We start from the raw sequence: 20,533 nt of genomic DNA, 5'->3' as shown, positions 1-20,533 counted from the left end.
TCGGGCCTATATGAAGCGTGGAGCGGCGTGGTCGTGGCAATCGCCATCATCGGAGCTATTATTGCGGCCACCGCCTCCTTCGACGTGCCGATCCTGAGATTACCGTGCCTGCGCCAGGGTGAAGGCGCAGCGGTGTCCAACTAGCCACCTAAGGCGACCCGGGAAAATCATTACGCGCCGCGCGCCACGCGCTCGATCTCCTCGCGCACCAGGCGCTCGACCAGCGTTGGCAGGTTGTTGTCCAGCCAGTCCTGCAGCATCGGCCGCAGCATCTCCTCGGCCATCTCGTCGAATGTCTTCTTGCTGCGGCTGGCAAAGGCGTCGGAGAGTTCGCCAAAGGCCGCGGCGACCTGCCGGCCCGTATGCTCGGAAAGGATTGCCGGACGGGCCGCAGGCGTTTCATCCGCCGCCTTGCGCGCCTCGTCGGTGCTCGCCGGGGCGGCGATCGAAGGGGTCCGCTCGAACGCCGGCTCCGGCATCGGCTCGTCCACCGGCGCTTCGGGCTGAACAACCGGCTTGCGAATGCCTGGTATCGCCTTCGCCTGCTCGCCGACCGCTGCGATCTCGCGGCGCCAATCGGCGACGATGGCATCGCTTGCCGCACCGGCCTCGGGCGTCGCGGGCCTGTCGGTCCTTTCGGCGGGCAGCGGCTCGGCGGCGATCCGGGCGCTCACCTCGGCAAGCGTCATCGACGCCCTTGGTGCTACGGGATCGGTTCGCTCCGGCGCTTCCATGCGCGCGACCGTTGGTTCGGCCGCCGATGTCTGTGCCTGCACCTCCGCCAGCGTGACCGGCTTCCTGACCTCGGGAGCGGCATGCAATTCGGCGCGGAGCGCATCGACGTCGGGAGCAGCGCCCGCCGCCGGCTTCAGATCCTGCCGCAAGTCATCGGCATCGTCCGGCTGCTTGCGGCCGCTGTCGCTGTCCTCGATGATCCTCCTGATGGAAGCCAATATCTCTTCCATGGAAGGTTCGCGCTGTGCGCTGCTTGCCGTTGCCATCGTCACATCCGCCGCCCTTGTGACCTGTTACAGACTTCCGCTCCGGTAAAAGCCGGATTCGAATCATGGCGACAGCGTAACCGACGGAGCGCCGTACGAGAATCCCCATTCTGGGGACATGTGGGATTTCAACAGATTAGCGCAATTCGTCGAAAAGCATGTGACGAGTTGCCGGCGCAGTTGCGCAAACAATGAAGCGACCCGGCGTTTCGATCGAACGCCGGGTCGCTTCGAGAGAACTACTCGAATCTGTGGAGTTTAGCGGCCATCCGGCGTGCGCAGGCCGATCCACTTGTCCTTGACGGCATTGTAGTGCTCTTCAGGCCTGTACTTCGTCGCCTGCAGCGCAAGGCGCTCGGCCGAGAGGCGGCCGATCGCCGACAGGATGGCATAACTCGCCACCACAACGTCGTGCTCGGAATTTGCCTGGTTGATCTTGGCGGTGATGACGGTGGCCTGCGCGTTGAGCACATCCAGCGTGGTGCGCTGGCCGACATTGCGTTCCTCGATGACACCGTTCAGCGCCAGTTGAGCGGCGTCGATCACCTGCCTGTTGGCAGCGACGCTCTGCTGCGCGGCGGTGTATTGCGACCACGCCGAGGCGACGGCCTGGCGCACCTGGTCGCGGCTGACGTCGACCTGGATGCGGGCCTCGCCAAGCGATTCCTTGTTCTGTCGCACGACCGCCGAGGTGCGGCCGCCCGAATAGATCGGGATCGTCAGTGTCGCACCGATGTTGGCCGAGGTCGAACCGCCGTTGCTCCCCTGGAGGTCGGGATTGCGATGCAGATAATCCTCCGAAATGCCGGCCGATGCGGAAAGCTGCGGCAGCAATGCGCCCTCGGACGACTTCACCGAAAACGCGGCCGCATCGACCAGATGCTGGGTGGCGAGGATCGCCGGATGCTCGGCCGAGGCGATGGCTATCGCCGAATCGAGGCTCGGCGGCAGCAGCCCGGCCAATGGCGAGGCAGGCCTGAGCTTGCCCGGCTCGTCACCGACGATCTGGTGATAGCTCGCCGCACTTGCCAGCGCCTGCGCGCGGGCGGCGCTGAGCGACGCCACGGCGGAAGCGCGCGACGCATCGGCCTGCGCAACGTCGGTGCGCGTGCCTTCGCCGACCTCGAACCGTGAGCGCGCGGCGCGCGCCTGCTCGGTCAGGAACTGCAGATTCTGCTCCGTCAGCACCGCGATCTGCCGGTCGCGAATCACGTCCATATAGGCCGTGGCCGCGCTCAACAGCGTGTTCTCCTCGGTGTTGCGCAGGCTTTCGACGGATGCCTTGACCCGCGATTCGGCTGCCGCCACATTGTTTCTCGTCTGGAAGCCGTCGAACAGGTTCTGGTTTATGACGATGCCCACACTGGCCGACCCCGTCTTGACGTTGGCGCCGCTGGCACGGGTATTCACATAATTCGTGTCGGCCGTCCCGGTGATGGTCGGGCGCCAGCCGGACTTGGCGATGGCCACGCTCTCATCGGTGACGCGTACGCCGGCTCGGGAGGCATTCAGCGAGGAATTGTATTGATAGGCCTTTGCAAGCGCGCCGGAGATGGTTTCGGCCGAGGCGGCCAGCGGGGAAAGCGCGGTCGCCGAAACGAGGACGGCGGTGAAAAGTGACTTGCGTAGAGACGGCACCATTAAACCCTCATTCGTTTTCCATGGGAACCACGCCGCACCGGCTTCTCCTTAGAGAACCGGAGCGGCGTGTCAGAATGTTCCCTGTCGCTCGGCCCAAAGTGCCCCCATTGGGATCAGCAACGATTGTTCAAATGCAAGCGACCATGACAAAGCCTCTGCTGCAAGGCCAAATCATTCAGAATTCGAAAGCATGCTCACGTTCGAACCCGGGTAGTGGCTTAATTGCCGCATTAAATGCCCGTCTACCGGTTACAACCCCCCCTGCTTTGAAAAAAAGCCGCGCCACGCCGGAATTGCCCTGCCCTTCGACCGCGACGAGGCGGCCGCCTTCGGCGAGCTGGTCGAGCAGCGCCGCCGGCACTTTGCCGACGCTGCCGCCGACGAAGACGACATCGTAGGGCGCCTTGGCGGCATATCCCTGCGGCAGCGGGCCCTGGACCACGGTCACATTGCCGCAGCCCAGCGATGAGAGCACCGACTTTGCGGTTTCGGCCAGCGCCGAATCACTTTCAAGCGCCACCACGGAGCCCGCCAGTCGCGACAGGATGGCCGAGGCATAGCCGGTGCCGCAGCCGACATCGAGGACCGAATCAGCCTGACTGATCTCGGCCAGTTGCATCAGCTTGGCCAACGGCGAAGGCTCCATCAGATATCGCGCGCCGCCGGGGCCGTCCGCGATGCGGATGTCTTCGTCGATGTAGGCGAAATTGCGCTGGCGTTCGTCGACGAAAAGCTCGCGGGGCACGGAAAGCATGGCGTCGAGCAGCGGCGTGCTGGTCACGTCGGTGGTGCGGATCTGGCCATCGACCATCTTGACGCGAAGCTCGGAGAAATCAGCGCTCATGTCCCAACCAATCCGCTTGCCGCGCCACATCGCGGTTCATTTAGACGGGAACGGCGAGCTCCCTGCGCTGACGCGCGGGAGCCCGGAGATTGGAGGCCTCGCCCGGAGCTCGCGTCCCGTTAATTTGCATCCTATTAGCCGAGGGTGTGGCAGAGTCAATTGTCATGGTCAATCGCCGGTTTTCGCTGCTAAGTGCCACACCTCGGTGCGCCCGCTTTGTGGCAGTCACTTCGGATAGTCAGCTTTGACGACGATCCTGGTATAGGCGCGCTCGACCTCGAAGACGGCTTCGTCCCTGGTCTCAGTCGACCCTCTGGCGCCGCCAACGAAACATGACCAGAACCAGAGCCCCGCGGACGGGCCGTGCATCTCCTTTTTGATCCGGCCGACGCTCTCGCTCTGGAACTCCGCAGCAAAGTCATATGGCGGTTCCTGGCCGCCTATCTTCGTCCGTCGCCATTGTAGATGCACGCGCGCGCCGCGGTCGACGAGATATTGAAAGGCGCCTTCCTTCGTTTCAAAGGTCGCTAGGACCGTGCTGCCATCCACGACCTGCCAGCCGCGTTGATAGGCGAGACGGACGGTGAGGCGCTCGCTCATCCCCGAAACCGTTCGGTATGCCAGGTGATCTTGCCGTCGACCTTCATTGGCTTGTGGATCATCAGCCGCTTCGGCAGGTGTTCCGGATGGACCTCGAGGAGCGTAATCGTCACCTGCGGCTTGCACCGGCTGCAATCGAACTTCAGCGACAGCGGGTCGACGCCGCCGCCATAGACCATCATCAAGTCGGCCGAACGGCAGTAGCGGACATTTCCGCAGCTGCATTCCGCCTTGACGAGCATGTTGTGCCGGGTCGCTTTGCCCAGCGTGTCGATCGGATCGTGAGCCATGAGAACAGAAAAAGAACATTTCCCTTGATCGTCAAGACGGATCGTGGAATCTTTTCCTCATGAGCGACGAAGTGATACGCCTCCCCGAAGCGGCTGTGCCGCGCGAACGCGGCCCAATCCTTGGCCATGTCTGCGAGCACGAGGGTTGCGCCAAGCATGCCGGTTTCGGCTTCGCCAGGCCGCGCCAGGATCCGCACTGGTTCTGTTTCGAGCACCGCGGCGAAGGCGATCGCTACCTCTAGACGTCGAACAGGTCGCGTGGCCCGATCCCGATCTCGTCGATGATATCGGGTGTATTGTTGCGCGGGCTGCCGACCTTGCTGTCGATCGGCCACATCTTCATCAGTTCGGACGGATAGGGTTTCATCAGGTCGCGGGGATCGGGTTTCATCAGGTCGCGGGGATCGGGTTCCGGTCCGAGCCAGCGCATATAATCAGACGGCGCCAGAATAACGGGCATCCGATCATGGATCCTGGCCATGAGCTCGTTCGGCTCGCAGGTCACGACAGCGAAGGTTCGCACCAGCTCTCCCGTCGTCCGGTCTGCATATTCCTCCCATATCCCGGCCAAGGCAAAGGGATCGCCTGACTTCATGGCGATCGCGTAGGGCTGCTTTTTCTTGCCGGAGGGGTCGAGTTTCTGCCATTCGAAATAGCCGTCGATCGGCACCAGGCAGCGCCGCGACGCATAGGCCTTGCGAAACAGCCCGTTGCTGGCGATGGTCTCACACCGCGCATTGACGGGTGGCGGCCGACCGCCACCGTCGCGAGCCCAGCCGGGAACAAGGCCCCATTTGGCCGAAACGAAGCCGGCCATACTTGTGGATAGCTCCTCCCGGATGATGATCGGGTAGGACAGGCTGGGCGCGCCGTTCCAGATCGGGAAGCCGTTGCCCATACGCTCGATGTCTCCAGGATGTGCGAATTCAAAGCGCCGCACCATGTCCGGGATGGTCGACTTGACGAAAACACGTCCACACATATTCAGTGCCAGCTCATTGATAATTTTTCCGAACGACCAAGATGGAAACGGAACAGGAACCAGTCAAGGTACGGCAGCTTCGAGGAGCAACATGATCAACCCGCCGAGGAGGCAAGAGGAATACCCTGATCGGGCGATAGACTGCCAGGAGGCCATGGAGCCGGGGTTTCAAGCGATAGTCGATTGCATGCTGGACGCAGGCTGGAGCCGTGGCGAGATCCTGAAATCGTTGAAGCGGCTCATCGCGGCCGACAACATGACCCAGAAAGAGAACGCCAGGACCGAAGCGGAGCTTGCGATTGCGCGGGCGATGATCCGCGCCGGCAAGTCGCTCTAGCTCTTCTCGACGCCGGCCTCGCCGATCTCCGCTTCCATCTGGTCGCTGATTGGTGAGACCTTGCCCGCGCCAGCGATGGGCTGGCCATCAAAGCCTTGGAGCCAGGCGTCGGCGAATTCCTGCCAATAGGCGGGTACCGCGCGCTCCTTGCCGTCCTTTCGCGCCTGGGCGCCATACATCCAGGCGTATGTGACGCGCTCCTGGTCCTTCTTGGCTACGGCCATCATTCATTCTCCCGGTAGTCCACCAGCTTCGCATGCCGGAGCTTTTCCTCACCCTTGAGGAACTTCACCCGGCCGACAAGTCCCGGCTTCAGCCATTCGGCCTTTTCCTTCTTTAGGCCCTTCGGTACCGGCCCGCCGACCTTGCCCTGCACGCGATCCCACAGGCGCTGGCGCTTGTCGGCCTTGAAGGTGACGAAGGCGCCGCCCTTGTAGTCGCCCTTGTCGGCCATCAGCACCATGGCCGGCTTGCCCGCCTCCCGCTGCACGCCGATGATGTCCATCTCCTTTTCGTCGAAACACTTGATCTTGCGCCAGTTCATCGTCGGGCCGCTGCGGTAGGCGCTGGTTTTCCGCTTCGAGACGATGCCCTCGATGTTCGCCTCGCAGGCAAGGTGGTAGACGGCGGCACCAGTGCCCGGCAGCGCCTCGCTGAACTGGATGCGGCCCCCGGCCGGGACCATCGCATGCAGGATCTCGCGCCGGTCTTCCACCGGCATGTCGCGCAAATCGTGGCCGTTGAGATGGAGCAGGTCGAAGGCGACGAGATAGAGGTCGCGCGAAGGCGTGCGCTTGCTGACGGCCGCCTGCAAGGCGTGGAAGTCGGACAGGCCGGCCTCGTTGATCATGATGGCTTCGCCCTCGAGGATGAAGGTGTCCGCCTCGATTGCCGCGGCCTCGTCGGCGAGGACCTTGTAGCGCCCCGTCCAGTCGTGCCCCCGCCTGGTGAGCAGGCGGATGCCGCTGGCGTCCTTGATGACCTGTGTGCGATAGCCGTCGAACTTCACCTCGTGAATCCAGTCACCACCCTCGGGTGGGGTGTCAACAAGCTCCGGCTCCATGGGCGGGATGAACTTCAAACGCATGAACTGACTCGCAAGACCGCGACTCAATCAGCTTTAGCTAAAATGGTTCCCAAACCGGAAAGCAGCATCGCAGTGCAACAAAGATGCCGGCCGAGCGTTGCCCATCGGTGGGAGCGAGGAGGAACCGTAATGGCAGACGACAAGAGCAAACGAGATTTCCGCGATCGAAACCGCGTTTCAGCCGATGAAGACTATGAGGTCAGGTATTTCGCCGAGCAGGCGGGCATTACCGCAGAACAGGTGCGCGAGTTGATCAAGCGACACGGCAACGAACGCGCCACGCTGGAACTCGAAGCAAAAAAGCTGCGCGGATTATGAAACTGTCCGACCTCGGCCCTCCGATTCCCGGCGAACTGCACGGCGGCAAACACATCCCCGAGCAGGAGAATTTCTACACGTGCAAAGTTTGCGGTCAGAAGGTTGATATGCGCGACCTGCGGCAGGTCATGTGGCATGAACAGCCCGACCACGAGCCGCTTGAGATCGACGCGCTCCCGATCTCGCGCAAATATCAGAGCTGATGATGGTCCGGAAAACGAAAAAAAGCCCGCCCCGGCGTGAGCCGAGACGGGCGGTGTGTTTAGCCTCAATTGACCGGCGACTTAGGCTGTAGCTGCCGACTCGGGCGCAGGAACTGGGGTAAAATCGACGTAATAGCTCTTGCCGATCACCAGCTGTTCCGCGGCCTTCGGATTGTCGATCTGGAACTCCGCATGGCCGCTCGGGGTGGCCTTCTGGAAAGACAGATCCTCCGCGAGCTTCTGATCGTACTCGCAACGGAAGATCGCTTTCGCGCCGCCCCAAGCCTGAGCGAACACGTTTTCCAAGCGCATTTTACAACGAATGCCCATCTCTTCATCTCCATGAGGTGGGTGCCCGGATCCGCCGGGCGCGGATTTCAGCCGCCGCGCAGAACGCGCCAGATGTCGTGCCAAAAGTAGGTGATGGTCGACGCCATCGCGCCGGCCGCGATTCCGGTGACGCCCAGTGCGCCAAGCCCCATCAGCTTCCACCTGGTGACCTCGGCAGTCACCTGCTTGACGCTGGTCATGTCGGCATTGAGCTTGCTGACCGCGCTTTCAGTGGCGCTCACGCGCTCCACCAGCTCGTCGGTCTTCTGGTACATCTTCGCCCGGCTGGCGGCGGCGCGCTGTTCAGATTGCTCGTAACTGAGCGCCGCCCGGGCATCGCTATCCTTGATGTCGCGCCGGATTTCGGTGATGTCGCGCTGCATGTCCTGCGTCGCTTGCAGCAGGCCGCCGATCATCATTTCCAAGCTCTTCGTTCCAGATGTCGGCATGTCCCCGCCCTCGACGCAATGCTATGATTTCAGTTCGACGCGGCGCGCGGCACTGGCCTTGGTGTGCCGGTCGCATTCCGCCGGCGTGTAGAACTTCACCGCACAGCCAGGCGCCATGGTGTGGTCGATCCTGTTCTGATCCTCGACCGTCTTGCCTTGTGCGCCGGCAAGGCTGCTACCGATCGCTGCGCGAAGGGCTGGAACACCGTTGACGCCGGAAGTCCCACAGCCCGCTAGCGCGATTGCAGTCATCAAAATTCCGACTGGCCTCAATGCCCTTGAGTACCGCATCCATGTTCTCCTTCTCGATCTGGTCGCGGACTTCCTCCGCCCCCCAATGCTTGATGAGCTGGTAGCCGCCAATGGCGGTGCCGGAGACGGCGACAGCAATGGCGGCCCAGGCTATGACCCCGGCCAGCGGGCGGGGAACGCCGATGAGGCCGGCAACCAGGGAGATCAGCCAGGTCATGCCGGCGCGGTCCCGAGCGCTTCAGCCAGGCGCCTGCCCTTGCGGTTGACGTACCAGCGGTAGGCAAGGCCGCCGATAACCAGCAGTGCACTCGCGAACGCCAGGGCAACGACGACTTTTCCAATGAGCTCGCTCGAATACGAGAGCGGCGAGATCTGGTTCTGCAGCTCGGTCAACGTGCCAGCAAGTCCCCCGCCGGCGACGCCACCACCGGTCGCCAGGTCGGCCGGCGCGGTCGATGGCGCCGGCTTCGCATCCTCGACCAGCGCCTTTGCATGGCCGCCGGCGATGAAGTTGGCGGCCTGCGGCTTCTCGCCGGTAGCCCATGCATTGCCGATCGCGCGCACTTCGGCGACACGCGCCGTCCAGCCTTTGCCGAAGGTCGGGAAGGTCCCGAGATGGCGCAGGAAGTTCATCCGCGCATCGCAGATGCGATCGATCAGCGCGTCATTGTTGTTGACCGCCTTCAGCGCCGCCAGCGTGCCCACGCCCATGACGCCGTCGATCGGCCCGGTATAGATCGGGCGGAGCGCCTGCTGAAGCCACATGATCGAGCGGCCGGGCCCGGAGTTCACGCCGCCATCGAATACGACGTAGTCGACGCCGTCGGGCAGCAGGTCGCCCTTCACCGCGTCCCAGTACTGGCGATCATAGATCTCGCCGACCTCGTCCATGGTGATGCTCTTGACCAAGCGCTTCGCCAGGCCCTTGCCCTTCCGGTAGCCGTCATAGACGCGCTGCGTCACGCCCTTGTTGGTCGGGCCGCCAGGATCGGCCGGATGGTTCACATAGCCGCCTTCGTGCACCAGCACCTTGGCAAGCGATTCCTTTTCGCGTGAAGCGACCATGAGGTTTCCTTTCGGGATGATGATTGGCTATGTTCCGCGCCCGGGAGGGCCGGAGTGATGAAGTACGACGAACCCCGAGGGGATTGGGTATCGCTGCCCAAGCCGTGGCTGGAGCTACGGCAGGGCATGCGCGATGCGGTTTTAAACGCCGGCGAAATCCACACCTATGACGGCGGGCGCCTCATACGCATTGACGGCGTGTGGGAAGTGCTGGAGAGCGGCGATCACAACGACGCCGTTGTGATCCTCAATGTGCTGCGCAGGCCGAGTTAGGCAGCAGTGAGACGAGCTGGTTGCTGGCTGAGCACTAGCCGAGCAAACTTGCCGTTGGGCCGACTGCTGCTCGTACATTTGCTCTAAACCGAACGATGAACTACAAGAGCCATTCAGAGGCGTTTTGGCTTGGGTGTCTGACGAGAACGTCTCTGAGTTCTAAGCCAGCTTGGCCCAGATCGGACGGTTCAGCGCATCTATCGAACGATGCCGCTGTGTCGTGTGGAGGAAGCCCCCGTCCTTCAACGGTCGCGTGCCCTATTGCGCCAGGAGAAACCATGTCAACACGCCGTACCAGGCGAGCAATGTGGCTCATGAACCACGGCACCCTCAGGAAATTTGAGGTCCCGCTTCTTGAATCCCTTGGCTACGAAGTATTTCTGCCGAAAGTCTTTCCCTATGATGAGGGGAATTTAAGCGCGTCGATCGACTACAGCAGGGATGCCGGGCTTTCTATCCCGCCCGATGATCTGGAGATTCTCAACCAGCACGACTTCTATTCGGGGCTCTCTCCCGAAATTGCAGAAATCGCGAACCGCCATTTCGACATTGCGTTCTTTGGCTTTTTCCCGGCCCAGCTTGCAGGCCTTATACGGCAGTTCAAGAACGTCTGCGTAATGAGACCATTCGGTCTATCGAAAGGCGTCACCTATACCGATGTTACCGTTGCAAGCCTCAAATACTTTTTCCTGGACGAGTTGCAAAAGAACAAGTCGCGATTTTGGTTCGGTCAGGCCTATGACCATCTCGCAGAAATTGAGACCGGGGTGTATCTAGAGAAGGCAGTCACACTTCCCCTCGGGCTTGACGATGCGCGTGTCACTGACGAGTGGACCGGCGAAAACGCCAAGATCCTGTTCGTCTGCCCGCGCATCGGGTCATCGCCGTATTTCAACTACATCTACAGAAATTTTCTGCGGGCGTTCGGCGAGTATCCTCACGTCATCGGAGGCGCTCAGCCGATCGACATCCCCGATCCAAATGTGACCGGGATGCTACCTCGCGACGACTATGACCGGTTGATGCGCCAGACCCGCGTGATGTTCTATCATAGCCAGGAAATGCGGCACCTCCACTATCATCCCCTAGAAGCGGTGCGGCTGGGCATGCCCTTGGTGTTCATGGCGGGCGGAATGCTCGACCTGCTTGGTGGTGCCAATTTGCCCGGTCGGTGCAAAACAGAAGCCGAAGCGAAGAAGAAACTAAAGGCCGTCCTCGCCGGCGACAAGAAGCTCATAGCTGCCATCAAGAGTACCCAGGGCATCCTGTTGAATTCGATGTCGAGGGATTTCTGCGAGGCCGGTTGGCGAAAGGAATTTCCGAAGATCGAAGCCAGCGTGGAACATTGCCGGTCACAGGCACTGATTGAGACCAGAAAGAGAAAGAAGGTCGCCGTCATTCTGCCGGCGCCATATCGAGGCGGCACCCTCAACATGGTTAAGCTTTTGGCGAAGATGCTGAAACGCGGCAGCATTGAGCACGGCGCCACGGTGGAGGTTGTCTTTGGTTATCCCGACGACGCTATCTACACCGAAACAGATTGGCGAGATTTACATGCCGAGGGCATCGAAACTCGCCCCTTCAAGATCGCTGAGATCGATGGAGTCGATCTGAGTGAGATACAGGCATGTTTGGGATATGAATCGAAACCCCAAAGTGGAAAGTTCACTCTCCACAAAGATGGAACCTACGATTTTCTTGACTGTGATTTCTGGCTCTTGGGCTCAGATCGGTACGTTCAGCCTGTGGCGCCTTTGCGCCCCTACTGCGTCTTTGCGCACGATTATCTTCAGCGTTACTACGCGCCTTTAATGGGAGATAACTACGAAGGCGGCTTTATCGAAACCGCCAGAAATGGGGTTGCGGTGTTGGCAAACACTCCGCACACCATTGAAGACGTCGTGCACTATGTCGGCAAGCCCAGATCGCAGGCAATTCTCGTCCCTCATGTGGCCGAACTAGATCAACTAGAAGCTGACGTGAAAGTAAAAAAGGGTTCTTACTTTATTTGGACCACAAATCTCGGGCCGCACAAGAACCACCTCAAGACCCTGATGGCGCTCAGTCAGTATTACTCTAGTCACGACGGGACACTTGATTGCCATATAACCGGAGTCGGGACTGATAAGCTCGATCCAAATGTTAAGATCGATGATGGCAATTTGCCGGATCACGTCAAAGATGCCCGAGCCTTTATCCGCAAGCACCCCCACCTTGCCGATCGATTGACAATCCTGGGCGACATTTCTAGCTCGGAATACGCGGCGCAGATGAAAGGCGCCAAGTTCCTGCTGCACAACGTCATAATGGACAATGGCACGTTGTGCGCAGTCGAAGCGGCTTACGTAGGAACCCCTACCCTCAGCAGCGACTATCCCCCTATGCGGTACATTTCCGAGCGATACTCGCTCAATGCGGAATTCTTTGATCCATCCGATCCTGCCTTCTTAGCGAAACGACTGAAAGAAATGGAAAAGACTTGGGTTTCGAAGCAGGCCACACTCCCATCCGTCCAGCATCTGGAAGGGTTTGGGTGGAGAGGGGTCTCCTACGACTTCTTCGGTTCCATCAAAGGCATTTTGGGGCGCTAAATGAAAATAGGCATCTTCATTGCTTACCCGCCGAAAAGCGAACTCTCCAATCAAGGCCTCGGTCGGCTTTTGCGGTCGATCGTCGCCGGCATTAATGAGAGCGGAAACGGACAGGTTGTCCTACTGTGCCCCTCCTGGCTGCACGAAGAGGTGCGAAACCTCTTCCATGGCTTTCCGAGTGACCGGTTCGAGATCGTCAGCAAATCTAAGGTTCCCCTCGTCGTCAAGCTCTGGGAGAAATTCCTTGCGAAGAACCGGCAGAAGCGAAAGGAAGGCCGCGGTCGATTGGCCAGGCTAAAAGCAGCCGCCTTCCGATCGTTCGCCCAGTCGCTAAGGGTGGCCGGCCGAAGTCTCCTTTGGATGTTGTCTTCCGATAACGATCTTTGGTTCCTCGCGTGCTTAGTTGTCCTCCTGGCCTTTGCAGCGATCCTAGCGCCCGTAGCGCTCTTGGCGATTGCTGTTCTCGCGGTGGCCTACCTAATCGCAAAGCTGGTGACTACTCTGCGTGCGCGGCAGCGGCTTTTGTCTTTTAGATCAAGAGTCCGGCGTGTGATCGAGCGCCGCCTAGGATCGCTGCTACAGCGAAAATTGCCCCCGTTCGGCCAGATTGTGTTGCGTGAAGTGGCGCGTCGTGAGGCACGCCATCTTGTAAGGATGGCAAACTCCATGAAGGACGTCGACGTTTGGTATAGTCCGACGGTCTTCTGGCCAGAGTTCAACTCGATCCGCGCGGCACGGGTGCAGGCCTTTCCGGACATGCTGATCTCGGAGTTTCCGACAGCATTCGTGTCGAGCATCAAGGATGCGCCCCACATATACAAGCGGGCAAAGGAGGCGATCACAGGCGGGACCTACTTCACCACGTACAGCACGGTTACAGCTGAAAGAGGTTTGTCCGCTCAATTTTCAGTGCCATTGGACAGGATCGCGATAATTCCTCATGCCGCGATGGATTTTTCTGCAAAGATAAACATCAAAGGAACGCTCGACGATGCCTATGCGCGTGAGCAATTTGCCAGAAACTTGATTGATGGCTATCGAATGACGTCATGGCAAAACGATCAATACCTGGCGAACATCAATTTCCAAGATACCAACTTCATCTTCTATGCTTCGCAGATCAGGCCAAACAAAAACGTCTTAAACCTCATCAAAGGCTACGAGATTGCCCTTCGGAAAAGGTTCATCTACTCGAAACTCATCCTGACCGGAAACATCTCGCACGCGCCCGATGTGGAACAGTATGTCAAGAAACATCGGCTCCAATATGATGTCCTGTTCGCTTACGATGTCCCTGATCAGGTCCTGGCAGCTTTATACGCAAGAGCCAGGCTGGTAGTGAATCCTACCCTCTATGAGGGGGGCTTTCCCTTCACTTTCAGCGAAGGAATGTCCGTCGGCACCCCCAGTATTATGAGCAGGATCCCTCAGGTGACCGAGTTTGTTCATGGCGAACTTGCGGATACAATGCTGTTTGACCCGATGTCACCCGAGGACATTGCCTCGAAGATTGTTTGGGGTTTGAAGAACCGAGAGCGGCTCCTTGAGCTGCAAACGCCTCTCTACAACGAAATGCGCAACCGATCCTGGGCCGACGTCGGACAGGACCATGTGGATCTGTTCCGCAAGATTGTCGCAGCAGGCATTCCGGCTTTCAGAGTCCAAGCTCAAAGCGTCGCCGGAGGGGCGGCCGGCCACGCGATCGCCGGCAGTTCGGCCAGGAACGCGTCGACGGAAGGAACCTCGCGTTCGCCGGCCGTCACCTTATCCAGTTCTCCATAGGCATAGACCCACACGGCATCGCGCCAGGCGACGAAGGCTGCCGCCTCCGCCGACCATGCAGGCACAGTCGAGGTAACATAGCTGGCAAGGGCGTTTCCATCGGCATAGGAGCGCGACGTGGCTGTCTGATCGACGAGCGATTGGATTGCCGTCTGGAAGCTCGCTAGCAGGGCCGCTTGTGCGTCTTCCGCCTTCTGGGCGGCGGTGATGACGATTGATGGATCAGGCGTCCACATCATTGATCTCCTCTACTGGCGCATCATCGTGCGGCACGGCGATCGGCCCGTCTGCTGTCACCACGATGTCGGCGGGAAAAGCGACGGACTGCGAGGGATTCGGGCCATGCGGCAGGGTCAGAACGATGTGAACCTCGCCATCGATCTTGGTGACATCGCCCGCAAAAAACTCCCCCGGGATGTTCTCCCTCTTGATCGTGTCGCCCTCCGCGAGCCCGTTGAAGTTGAAAAGCTCGCCATTGATGCGAATGCGGTCGCCGGTCTTTTCGAGCACCAGCTCCTCATCGCGGCGCTGCGGAGAAAAGGAAATGCGCATCAGAACCACCTGCCTACTGCGATATAGGTGACGTTGATAGATATGCCGCCTGCGCCAGTGTCACCCAATCCAATCGTAATCGTGGTGGCAGAAGGTGAGGCAACCGAGGTGAAAAACCGCGTTGCCAGTGATGAAAGTTTGTCAGTCGACACATTCGGCACGGCTGAAAAAGCAGCGGGGTAATTGATAGCTGCGAAGTTCACGTTACCGGCCACCGTTGTTCCGTTGAACGTGCTCCAACACATTTGCGTGCCATCCGCAAAGCGAACATAATTACCGTTCCCGTTGACGCCTCTTTCGATGATCCCGCCAGTTGGAACGCCGCCGGATTGCGCTACGGTCGCGAGAATGTTCCCTTGGCGGAACGCCTTGTCGGCAGTAAGCGTAGCCGATACGCGGGCATTGGGCAGTGTGCCAATGCTCAAGTCGGACGCGCTGCCGCTCGCCGCGACCGCGGCTAGCACAAGAGTAGCCCTCGCCGTTGCGGCATCGGCGTCGTTGATCAGCGTTTTTATGAATGCGCTGAAGCCGAGAGTGTCGAGTGCCGCAGACGCGTCGGCGTTGACGAGAGTCTTGGCGAACGTGCTGAAACCGAGCTCCGAGAGCTGACTGTCCGCGTCGGCAGCGGCCAGCAACGCGCGGCCGGCATCCGACAGATCGAATAGCGCGGCCGTCGAGGTGGCGTCGAAGTAGACGCCCTGCCTGGCTGCTGCTGTCAGCCCGCCGAGCGCGACCAAGGCGCTCGCCGCCAAGGCCTGCATGACCTGGCGCACAAGGGTCTGCGTAAAGGGATCGTCGGCGGTGTATCCGATGAAGTATTTCAGCGCTGCCTGGGTCGCGCCACCCCATCCCCAAGCCAAGGTGATGTGCGTGTTGTCGACCACGGTGAGGACGTAGTTGACCTTGCCGTCATTGCCGATGACCATGTCATAGGGCCGCACGTTGCCGATCCAAAGCGTGCCCTGACCAACCATGGCGGTCGACCCCGCGGTCAGCGTTGCCGTGCCGACGTCGTAGAAGGGAACAGCCATTGCTATTTGGCCTCGCCGGCGAGGTCTGGGGCGTCGGCTTGCGCTCGATAGCCCGCCAGCTCCGCCTCAAGCTCTTTGATCCGCACATCACGTTCCCCAACCATCTGCGTCAGGATGTGGATGTCGCCGGCAAGCACGAGGCGCCGGTTCCGGTGGACCTCGCAGTCAAAGGTTGCCTCGGTCAGCGCAGCGAGCGGATGAACCTGCACCTGGTTGGGATCGGACATGATGTTTCTCCATGACTGGAAACCCCGCAGGCGCAGGGCGACGACTTGGTCGATGGGGTCAGAGACTGTTGGGAACGCCGAAGATGTAGTAGCGAACGCCCTTCAGATGGGCATTGTAGGAACTGTAGGAACCGTCGGCGACCGTCCAGGGCTCGTTGCCTGATGTGTAGATGTCGACGCTGGTCGTGCTTGTCGGGTTGATCCATGTCGACCCGCCGGCGGACTTGCCGGAATCGGTTCCCACATTGACGAAGACCGAATGGTGTCCCCACATCACGCGAGGTTCGTTGTAATCTTGAGGCGCGGGCGCGTTATAGACCGACCCGGCTTTGGGGAAGAGCGCCAGCCCTTGCGGGTTTGGAACCGTGACCGTCGCCTTGCGGACGCCCTTGAAGCGATCGCTGCCTCCGGAGATATCGGTCGGAAAGTCTCCCGGATAATTGAGGAAACCCTCTTTCAGGATCGGCAGATAGGAGAGCCTGGTGTCGAACAGGATGTCATTCAGCCCCGGAGCGGCATCGGATGAGCCGGGGCGCTTGATCTGATAGTATTCACCCACGGCATCGGAAGCCCTTACCGTGACCTTGCTGCCGCCCGTCGTGTAGGCATCGCCTGAATCGGCGTAGATCACGTAGAGAATGTCGATCGAGACATCGCAGGTGCTGACGATGGTGAGCGTCGAGCCCGAGATGGTGTAGCTGAAGTCGTTGGCATGCGAATTGAAGCTGTCGATATAGGGAGGGTTCCAATAGGTGGCCTCGCTCGACTTCTTGCAGAGAAAGTCCATGTAGGTTGTGGCCGTCATGGGCAGGCGCGTCGTGATGTTTACCGTGCCAAGCGCCGGCACGGTGATAGTGCCACACCGCATGATTTTCGCCGGCACTTTGTTCTCATGCAGGATGTAATGGTTGAGGTTTGTGTCCGCGACCGTGTAGCCCGGGAGAGCCACGCGGCACATGGATGGATTGATGCGGATGGACTCCTGGCCCGCCACGGCGACGCCGGCAAAGTTCGGGATCGCGTCCGCCTCGGCGGGAAGCGCATAGACGGTCATGAGGGCTCTGGAAACCGGCTCCGCAGCCCCGGACGATGTGAGCGTGCCCACTTTGACGCTGGCCCGATTGGCGCCGGCCCCGCTGTCATAGCCGGAGTCAAGATCGATGAACATTTGGGATATGGCGCCGGACCAGGACCATATCTTACCCTGGCCGGTGGCCTGTCCCTGCCGCAGATCCAGATACGGGCCGCGGAACTTGTTGGTCACGTAGTTGAGAGCCAGGCGGTACTCGACGAGAGGCAGGTAAGAGAGCCCATAGGTCGCCGTGAACCAGGACTGATAGAAGGCCCTCACCTGAAAGGAATTCCCGTCGTTCATCCAACTGGAAATCCTGATTTGGCAATTGTCCTCGTCGGTGCCGGCCGGCAGATAGTAACGGTTCGGGCTAAGCCCTGTACCCCCGGATGCTGGATAGGTGACGAAATCAGCATTGATCGGCAGGATGTCCAGAATGTAGCCGATGGTCTGGATCCTGGAATTGAAGAAAAACTTGCCCGTAGCGCTGTCGGGCGTCGTCAGTGGATTGTCGGCATCGCTGTAGAAGCCCTTGAGAACCGGACCTGTGCCGGCGACATTCCCCCAATAGACGCGCTTCATACGAAGACCGAAATGTCTGCCAGTGTGCCCGATCCGCGAATGACGAGCTTGCCGTTGTTGGACGACAGCTGGTTGAACTTCAGCGTGCCGACGACGATGTCCTCGAGGTAGAGGACACCCCCCGTGAACACGAAGGGCGAGTATTTGTTGATCCCGTCGGTCATGTAGACCTTGCTGGCGACCAGCCCGAGCATGCTGTCGCCGCCCGCAAGGGCTGAGAGCAGCATGGCAGCTTGCGAGGTGTCCCCGCCGGCGGTGGCGGCCACACTGATGCCGATCGTCGACAACGCGCCAGCCTCGGTGGCACTGACATAAGCCCGAAACAGGCTCGAGGCCGAGAAATTGGCGACGGTCGCTTGCAGACCGGACACCGAGGTGCCAACGCCAGTGATATGGCCATCGACGTCCGTTGCTACCAAGCCGATCGAATTCAGCGCCGAGACACTGGCCAGACCCGACAGATCTACTTCGAGCGTTTCCAGCCTTTGCACAAGTGCAGATCCGGGTCCGGTCGCGGCCGTTACCAGCAGCTGATAATCGGCGGTTATCTGCCCATAGACAGACTTCACCTGCGTCAGCGAGGACAGACGGTCGAGGAATTGCCCCGCATCCTGGTTCGACGCCTCGCGCGCGACTCGGCGGGCATCCTCGATCACGTCGCGGATGTTGACGTTCAGCGGAGCAAGCTGGTCTGCGGTGGCTTGATTGATCTGGTCGACCATGCCGGGGAGATAAACATCGGCGTCGCCAAGGCGCGCCTCGAGCGTATCGACCTCGAACCATGCGCTCGGAAAGAAGGTGCGCGGCGGGGAAGAGCGCAACTTATAGCGCGCGGCCCAGAGCGAGGACGACATGACGCCCTCGTACATGTCCACCAGCGTCTGGTCGGATGACGCCGACTTGGTGATGGTCGTTGCCGGTACCTGTCCGGTCGCCGCGATCGGCCCGTATTCGAGATCGATACCGGTGATCGTGATGTCTTCGAGCGCATTCCAGGTCGCCCGGATGGCAGCCCGCTTCGAGCCGGTGGTGGCCTCCCCAAGGATCCCGTTGACCTGGAAATTCACCAGCTCGCTCTGATAGTCCGGGGCGCCGGGCACCACGGAATCGGGCGGCAGGGTCTGATAGGCAGTCGGGTCGAAGATGCCTTCGCCGACTTCCTGCAAGGTCAGGTAGACGGCACGGCATGCCTTTGGGCCGAGCGGGCCCAGCCGGCGCCGAAGGATCTGGAAACTCTTGTCGAATCCGTCGGCCTTGTCGCTCTGCCACCTGATCCACTGGCCGACCTTGAGGCCAAGGAATTTCGGCCGCAGGCAGATTTCGGCGTTGCCCTGGTAGCGGCTGGCGCGGAGGGCGATGTCGTTCAGCCGGTCGCCGACGGCCGGATCGGTCACCGCCTCGTAGCCGATCGAGGCGGCCAGCCGCTCGCGGTCGGCCGCGAAGGCGTCGCCATCGGTGCGCGTCGCCAGCGGCAACGGCTCATAGAACGTGGTCGGATCGTAGTATGTGCCGGCGATGGTGTTGACGAGCTCGGAGCGCGTGCGCTTCAGCGAGATGCGCTCATCCTCGTCGACCAGCAGATCGGCGTCCGTGATGGTGGCCACGACAGCCTGGTTGGCGCCGGCGATCGGATATTCGCCGGCGGGTCCGTTGTACCAGGAACCGGCGCAGGCGGCGAGGATCGGCTCCATGTTGTTGGCATGGGTGATGCCTTGGCCGGCCGAAGCGATGTAGGACGAGGTGTAACGTGGGCCGCTGACCATCGCCTCGTCGGCGATGTTGGAGGCAAGCGTCCAGTTGGCGAGCGGCAGCCGTGACGCGGCGATGCCCTTGCCGACGATCAGCTGATCGCCGAGATAGAAACCGCGCTCCAGATTGTAGGCCTGGACGATCGGATTGTAGGACGGTCCCCACGTCGCCGGATCGCTCCAGCGCTGGTCGCCGTCGCCGCCTACCGAATCATCCTGCCGCCAGTCGTAGCAGACGCCCTCGACCTCGAAGAATGCATCCCAGGGATTGGGAAGCTTCTCCCGGTCGAGCTGCTGAGTGACGACAGCATAGGCAAGGCCGGCAAGCCGGTGCGCGGCTGTCCAGCGGCCAGGCGGGTTGCTTTCCTCAATGAGGTTTGGATCGGCGGCCTGGTCGAGCGCGCCCTTGTAGACCTTGATCCAGATCTCGGCGTCGATGTCCTGGACGCGAAAGCCCCGTTCCGGGTCTTCCACGCCGCCGAGTGTTTTCCATGCGCCCTCGTAGCGAACGCGCGTGACGCCATTGATGCGGAAATGGGAGAGGACGTAGACGTCCTGGACCCTGCGGTTGCCCGTCTCATAGGCGTTCCGGTAAATAAAGTGACCGGCAAGGCCGCGCTTGCCCAGCACCACTGTGCGCGGCAGGTTTTCGCCATACTGCGCCTGAAGATGCGTAACCTGCGACGGCGCGGACGGCGTGCCGATCAGGGCGCCGACGGCATATTGCGCGGCGATGCCAAGGCCGAGGCGCGCCACGCCGGCCAGGATCGTTCCCGAACTCAGGAACGCCGACGCACCCGTCAGGATGCCGCCAATGCTGGTGACGACCGGCGCGAGAAAAGGCATCAGTCGCCTACGCGGAAAGCCGAGCGGATTTCGGTCTGCGGCACAAAGGTCAGCCCCGTGTCCGTCTTCACGGCCGCGCCATATTCGCAGATATAGCCGGCGCACAGCTGGCCGTTGCGCTCGACAACAGCCAGGTCGCCGCGACGCGCCATCAGCCTCGGCATCTTCGCAAACAGGCTGGCCAGCGCCTCCTCCACATTGGCAAAGCCGCGCTTGCGCAACAGCCGCGCGGCGCCGGCTTCAGTCTTGTACCGGCTGAGGACTGCCGCGAACGGATTGGCTCCGATGACCGCCTCGACGGCCTCGCCATCGGTTTGCAGGCAATCGGAAACGCCCCACTCGCCAGGCATGGCGAGGTGCTTCTCGGTCACGCGCGCGAGGCGGCGATCCCAGTTTTTGAGACGAGGTTGCGAGGTCATGCTTTTGTGGC

General features: G+C 60.8%; 26 protein-coding genes. 7 read left to right on the top strand and 19 right to left on the bottom strand.

Annotation, left to right across the window (positions count from 1 at the left end; genetic code table 11):
- Window positions 1–170: 170 nt before the first annotated feature.
- The 5 genes from FJ973_RS06165 to FJ973_RS06145 all read right to left on the bottom strand — a co-directional run bounded on the left by FJ973_RS06165 (window position 171) and on the right by FJ973_RS06145 (window position 4,376).
- A complete protein-coding gene (locus tag FJ973_RS06165; RefSeq protein WP_140521041.1) occupies window positions 171–1,001 on the bottom strand; it encodes a PopZ family protein in 831 nt (276 codons plus the stop codon).
- A 258-nt stretch (window positions 1,002–1,259) separates the two neighbouring features.
- Window positions 1,260–2,639, bottom strand: a complete 1,380-nt coding sequence (locus FJ973_RS06160; RefSeq protein ID WP_140555394.1) for a TolC family outer membrane protein — start codon at window positions 2,637–2,639, stop codon at window positions 1,260–1,262.
- 178 nt (window positions 2,640–2,817) lie between these two features.
- Window positions 2,818–3,486, bottom strand: coding sequence for a protein-L-isoaspartate O-methyltransferase (locus FJ973_RS06155; protein ID WP_140555271.1), 669 nt, complete (start codon window positions 3,484–3,486; stop codon window positions 2,818–2,820).
- Window positions 3,487–3,711: 225 nt separating this feature from the next.
- The gene (locus FJ973_RS06150) at window positions 3,712–4,086 is read right to left on the bottom strand and encodes a hypothetical protein (RefSeq protein WP_140555269.1); all 375 of its coding nucleotides are present in this window, start codon (window positions 4,084–4,086) and stop codon (window positions 3,712–3,714) included.
- Window positions 4,083–4,376, bottom strand: a complete 294-nt coding sequence (locus tag FJ973_RS06145; RefSeq protein WP_140555267.1) for a hypothetical protein — start codon at window positions 4,374–4,376, stop codon at window positions 4,083–4,085. The genes FJ973_RS06150 and FJ973_RS06145 overlap by 4 nt, the downstream gene beginning before the upstream one ends.
- 59 nt (window positions 4,377–4,435) lie before the next feature.
- On the opposite strand from FJ973_RS06145, the gene FJ973_RS06140 reads away from it, so the two are divergent.
- Window positions 4,436–4,618 carry a hypothetical protein gene (locus FJ973_RS06140; RefSeq protein WP_140555265.1) on the top strand — a complete coding sequence of 61 codons (183 nt, stop codon included), beginning with the start codon at window positions 4,436–4,438 and terminating at the stop codon, window positions 4,616–4,618.
- Here FJ973_RS06140 and FJ973_RS06135 read toward each other — a convergent pair.
- On the bottom strand, window positions 4,615–5,358 hold the full coding sequence (locus FJ973_RS06135) for an SOS response-associated peptidase (protein ID WP_140555264.1): 744 nt from the start codon (window positions 5,356–5,358) through the stop codon (window positions 4,615–4,617). The two genes, FJ973_RS06140 and FJ973_RS06135, sit on opposite strands and share 4 nt — an antisense overlap.
- 91 nt (window positions 5,359–5,449) lie before the next feature.
- On the opposite strand from FJ973_RS06135, the gene FJ973_RS31700 reads away from it, so the two are divergent.
- Window positions 5,450–5,695 (top strand): hypothetical protein, encoded by a 246-nt coding sequence (locus tag FJ973_RS31700; RefSeq protein ID WP_140555392.1) that lies wholly within the window; start codon window positions 5,450–5,452, stop codon window positions 5,693–5,695.
- Here FJ973_RS31700 and FJ973_RS06125 read toward each other — a convergent pair.
- Both FJ973_RS06125 and FJ973_RS06120 read right to left on the bottom strand, forming a co-directional pair.
- Window positions 5,692–5,922, bottom strand: coding sequence for a hypothetical protein (locus FJ973_RS06125; protein WP_246675828.1), 231 nt, complete (start codon window positions 5,920–5,922; stop codon window positions 5,692–5,694). The genes FJ973_RS31700 and FJ973_RS06125 overlap by 4 nt on opposite strands.
- Window positions 5,919–6,782 (bottom strand): ATP-dependent DNA ligase, encoded by an 864-nt coding sequence (locus FJ973_RS06120; RefSeq protein WP_140555262.1) that lies wholly within the window; start codon window positions 6,780–6,782, stop codon window positions 5,919–5,921. Before FJ973_RS06120 ends, FJ973_RS06125 begins: the two co-directional genes overlap by 4 nt.
- A gap of 129 nt (window positions 6,783–6,911) precedes the next feature.
- Here FJ973_RS06120 and FJ973_RS06115 point away from each other — a divergent pair, with 129 nt between their 5' ends.
- Both FJ973_RS06115 and FJ973_RS06110 read left to right on the top strand, forming a co-directional pair.
- Window positions 6,912–7,100 carry a DUF3606 domain-containing protein gene (locus FJ973_RS06115; protein ID WP_140555260.1) on the top strand — a complete coding sequence of 63 codons (189 nt, stop codon included), beginning with the start codon at window positions 6,912–6,914 and terminating at the stop codon, window positions 7,098–7,100.
- Window positions 7,097–7,303, top strand: a complete 207-nt coding sequence (locus tag FJ973_RS06110) for a hypothetical protein (protein WP_246675827.1) — start codon at window positions 7,097–7,099, stop codon at window positions 7,301–7,303. Before FJ973_RS06115 ends, FJ973_RS06110 begins: the two co-directional genes overlap by 4 nt.
- Window positions 7,304–7,384: 81 nt before the next feature.
- On the opposite strand, the gene FJ973_RS06105 is transcribed toward FJ973_RS06110, so the two are convergent.
- From FJ973_RS06105 to FJ973_RS06090, 4 genes are all read right to left on the bottom strand, one after another.
- Window positions 7,385–7,633 (bottom strand): hypothetical protein, encoded by a 249-nt coding sequence (locus FJ973_RS06105; protein ID WP_140555256.1) that lies wholly within the window; start codon window positions 7,631–7,633, stop codon window positions 7,385–7,387.
- Window positions 7,634–7,680: 47 nt separating this feature from the next.
- Window positions 7,681–8,052 carry a DUF1515 family protein gene (locus FJ973_RS06100; protein ID WP_224684680.1) on the bottom strand — a complete coding sequence of 124 codons (372 nt, stop codon included), beginning with the start codon at window positions 8,050–8,052 and terminating at the stop codon, window positions 7,681–7,683.
- A gap of 205 nt (window positions 8,053–8,257) precedes the next feature.
- Window positions 8,258–8,551, bottom strand: coding sequence for a hypothetical protein (locus tag FJ973_RS06095; RefSeq protein WP_140555253.1), 294 nt, complete (start codon window positions 8,549–8,551; stop codon window positions 8,258–8,260).
- Entirely contained in the window at window positions 8,548–9,399 is an 852-nt protein-coding gene (locus tag FJ973_RS06090) for a glycoside hydrolase family 108 protein (RefSeq protein ID WP_140555251.1), read from the bottom strand. The genes FJ973_RS06095 and FJ973_RS06090 overlap by 4 nt, the downstream gene beginning before the upstream one ends.
- A gap of 57 nt (window positions 9,400–9,456) precedes the next feature.
- Here FJ973_RS06090 and FJ973_RS06085 point away from each other — a divergent pair, with 57 nt between their 5' ends.
- The 3 genes from FJ973_RS06085 to FJ973_RS06075 all read left to right on the top strand — a co-directional run bounded on the left by FJ973_RS06085 (window position 9,457) and on the right by FJ973_RS06075 (window position 14,045).
- Window positions 9,457–9,672 carry a hypothetical protein gene (locus FJ973_RS06085; protein WP_140555249.1) on the top strand — a complete coding sequence of 72 codons (216 nt, stop codon included), beginning with the start codon at window positions 9,457–9,459 and terminating at the stop codon, window positions 9,670–9,672.
- A gap of 314 nt (window positions 9,673–9,986) precedes the next feature.
- Window positions 9,987–12,263, top strand: a complete 2,277-nt coding sequence (locus FJ973_RS06080; protein ID WP_140555247.1) for a glycosyltransferase — start codon at window positions 9,987–9,989, stop codon at window positions 12,261–12,263.
- Window positions 12,264–14,045, top strand: coding sequence for a glycosyltransferase (locus FJ973_RS06075; protein ID WP_140555245.1), 1,782 nt, complete (start codon window positions 12,264–12,266; stop codon window positions 14,043–14,045). It abuts the gene before it with no gap.
- On the opposite strand, the gene FJ973_RS06070 is transcribed toward FJ973_RS06075, so the two are convergent.
- Genes FJ973_RS06070 through FJ973_RS06040 form a run of 7 tightly spaced genes read right to left on the bottom strand, consistent with a single transcriptional unit; the run spans window position 13,931 to window position 20,522 of the window.
- Window positions 13,931–14,281, bottom strand: coding sequence for a hypothetical protein (locus tag FJ973_RS06070; RefSeq protein WP_140555243.1), 351 nt, complete (start codon window positions 14,279–14,281; stop codon window positions 13,931–13,933). The two genes, FJ973_RS06075 and FJ973_RS06070, sit on opposite strands and share 115 nt — an antisense overlap.
- Window positions 14,268–14,597, bottom strand: coding sequence for a hypothetical protein (locus FJ973_RS06065; protein WP_140555241.1), 330 nt, complete (start codon window positions 14,595–14,597; stop codon window positions 14,268–14,270). Before FJ973_RS06065 ends, FJ973_RS06070 begins: the two co-directional genes overlap by 14 nt.
- The gene (locus FJ973_RS06060) at window positions 14,597–15,628 is read right to left on the bottom strand and encodes a hypothetical protein (RefSeq protein WP_140555239.1); all 1,032 of its coding nucleotides are present in this window, start codon (window positions 15,626–15,628) and stop codon (window positions 14,597–14,599) included. Before FJ973_RS06060 ends, FJ973_RS06065 begins: the two co-directional genes overlap by 1 nt.
- Window positions 15,629–15,630: 2 nt before the next feature.
- Window positions 15,631–15,855, bottom strand: coding sequence for a hypothetical protein (locus tag FJ973_RS06055; protein WP_140555237.1), 225 nt, complete (start codon window positions 15,853–15,855; stop codon window positions 15,631–15,633).
- 58 nt (window positions 15,856–15,913) lie between these two features.
- Window positions 15,914–17,509 carry a hypothetical protein gene (locus FJ973_RS06050; RefSeq protein ID WP_140555235.1) on the bottom strand — a complete coding sequence of 532 codons (1,596 nt, stop codon included), beginning with the start codon at window positions 17,507–17,509 and terminating at the stop codon, window positions 15,914–15,916.
- Window positions 17,506–20,103, bottom strand: a complete 2,598-nt coding sequence (locus tag FJ973_RS06045) for a phage tail protein (protein ID WP_140555233.1) — start codon at window positions 20,101–20,103, stop codon at window positions 17,506–17,508. Before FJ973_RS06045 ends, FJ973_RS06050 begins: the two co-directional genes overlap by 4 nt.
- Complete coding sequence (locus tag FJ973_RS06040; RefSeq protein WP_140555231.1) at window positions 20,103–20,522, bottom strand: hypothetical protein; 420 nt, start codon at window positions 20,520–20,522, stop codon at window positions 20,103–20,105. The genes FJ973_RS06045 and FJ973_RS06040 overlap by 1 nt, the downstream gene beginning before the upstream one ends.
- Window positions 20,523–20,533: the final 11 nt, after the last annotated feature.

The sequence above is a fragment of the Mesorhizobium sp. B2-1-3 genome (genome assembly GCF_006442495.1).
Classification (GTDB): Bacteria; Pseudomonadota; Alphaproteobacteria; order Rhizobiales; family Rhizobiaceae; genus Mesorhizobium.
Note: the sequence above shows the minus strand (reverse complement) of the source record. Positions and strands in the feature narration are given on the sequence as shown.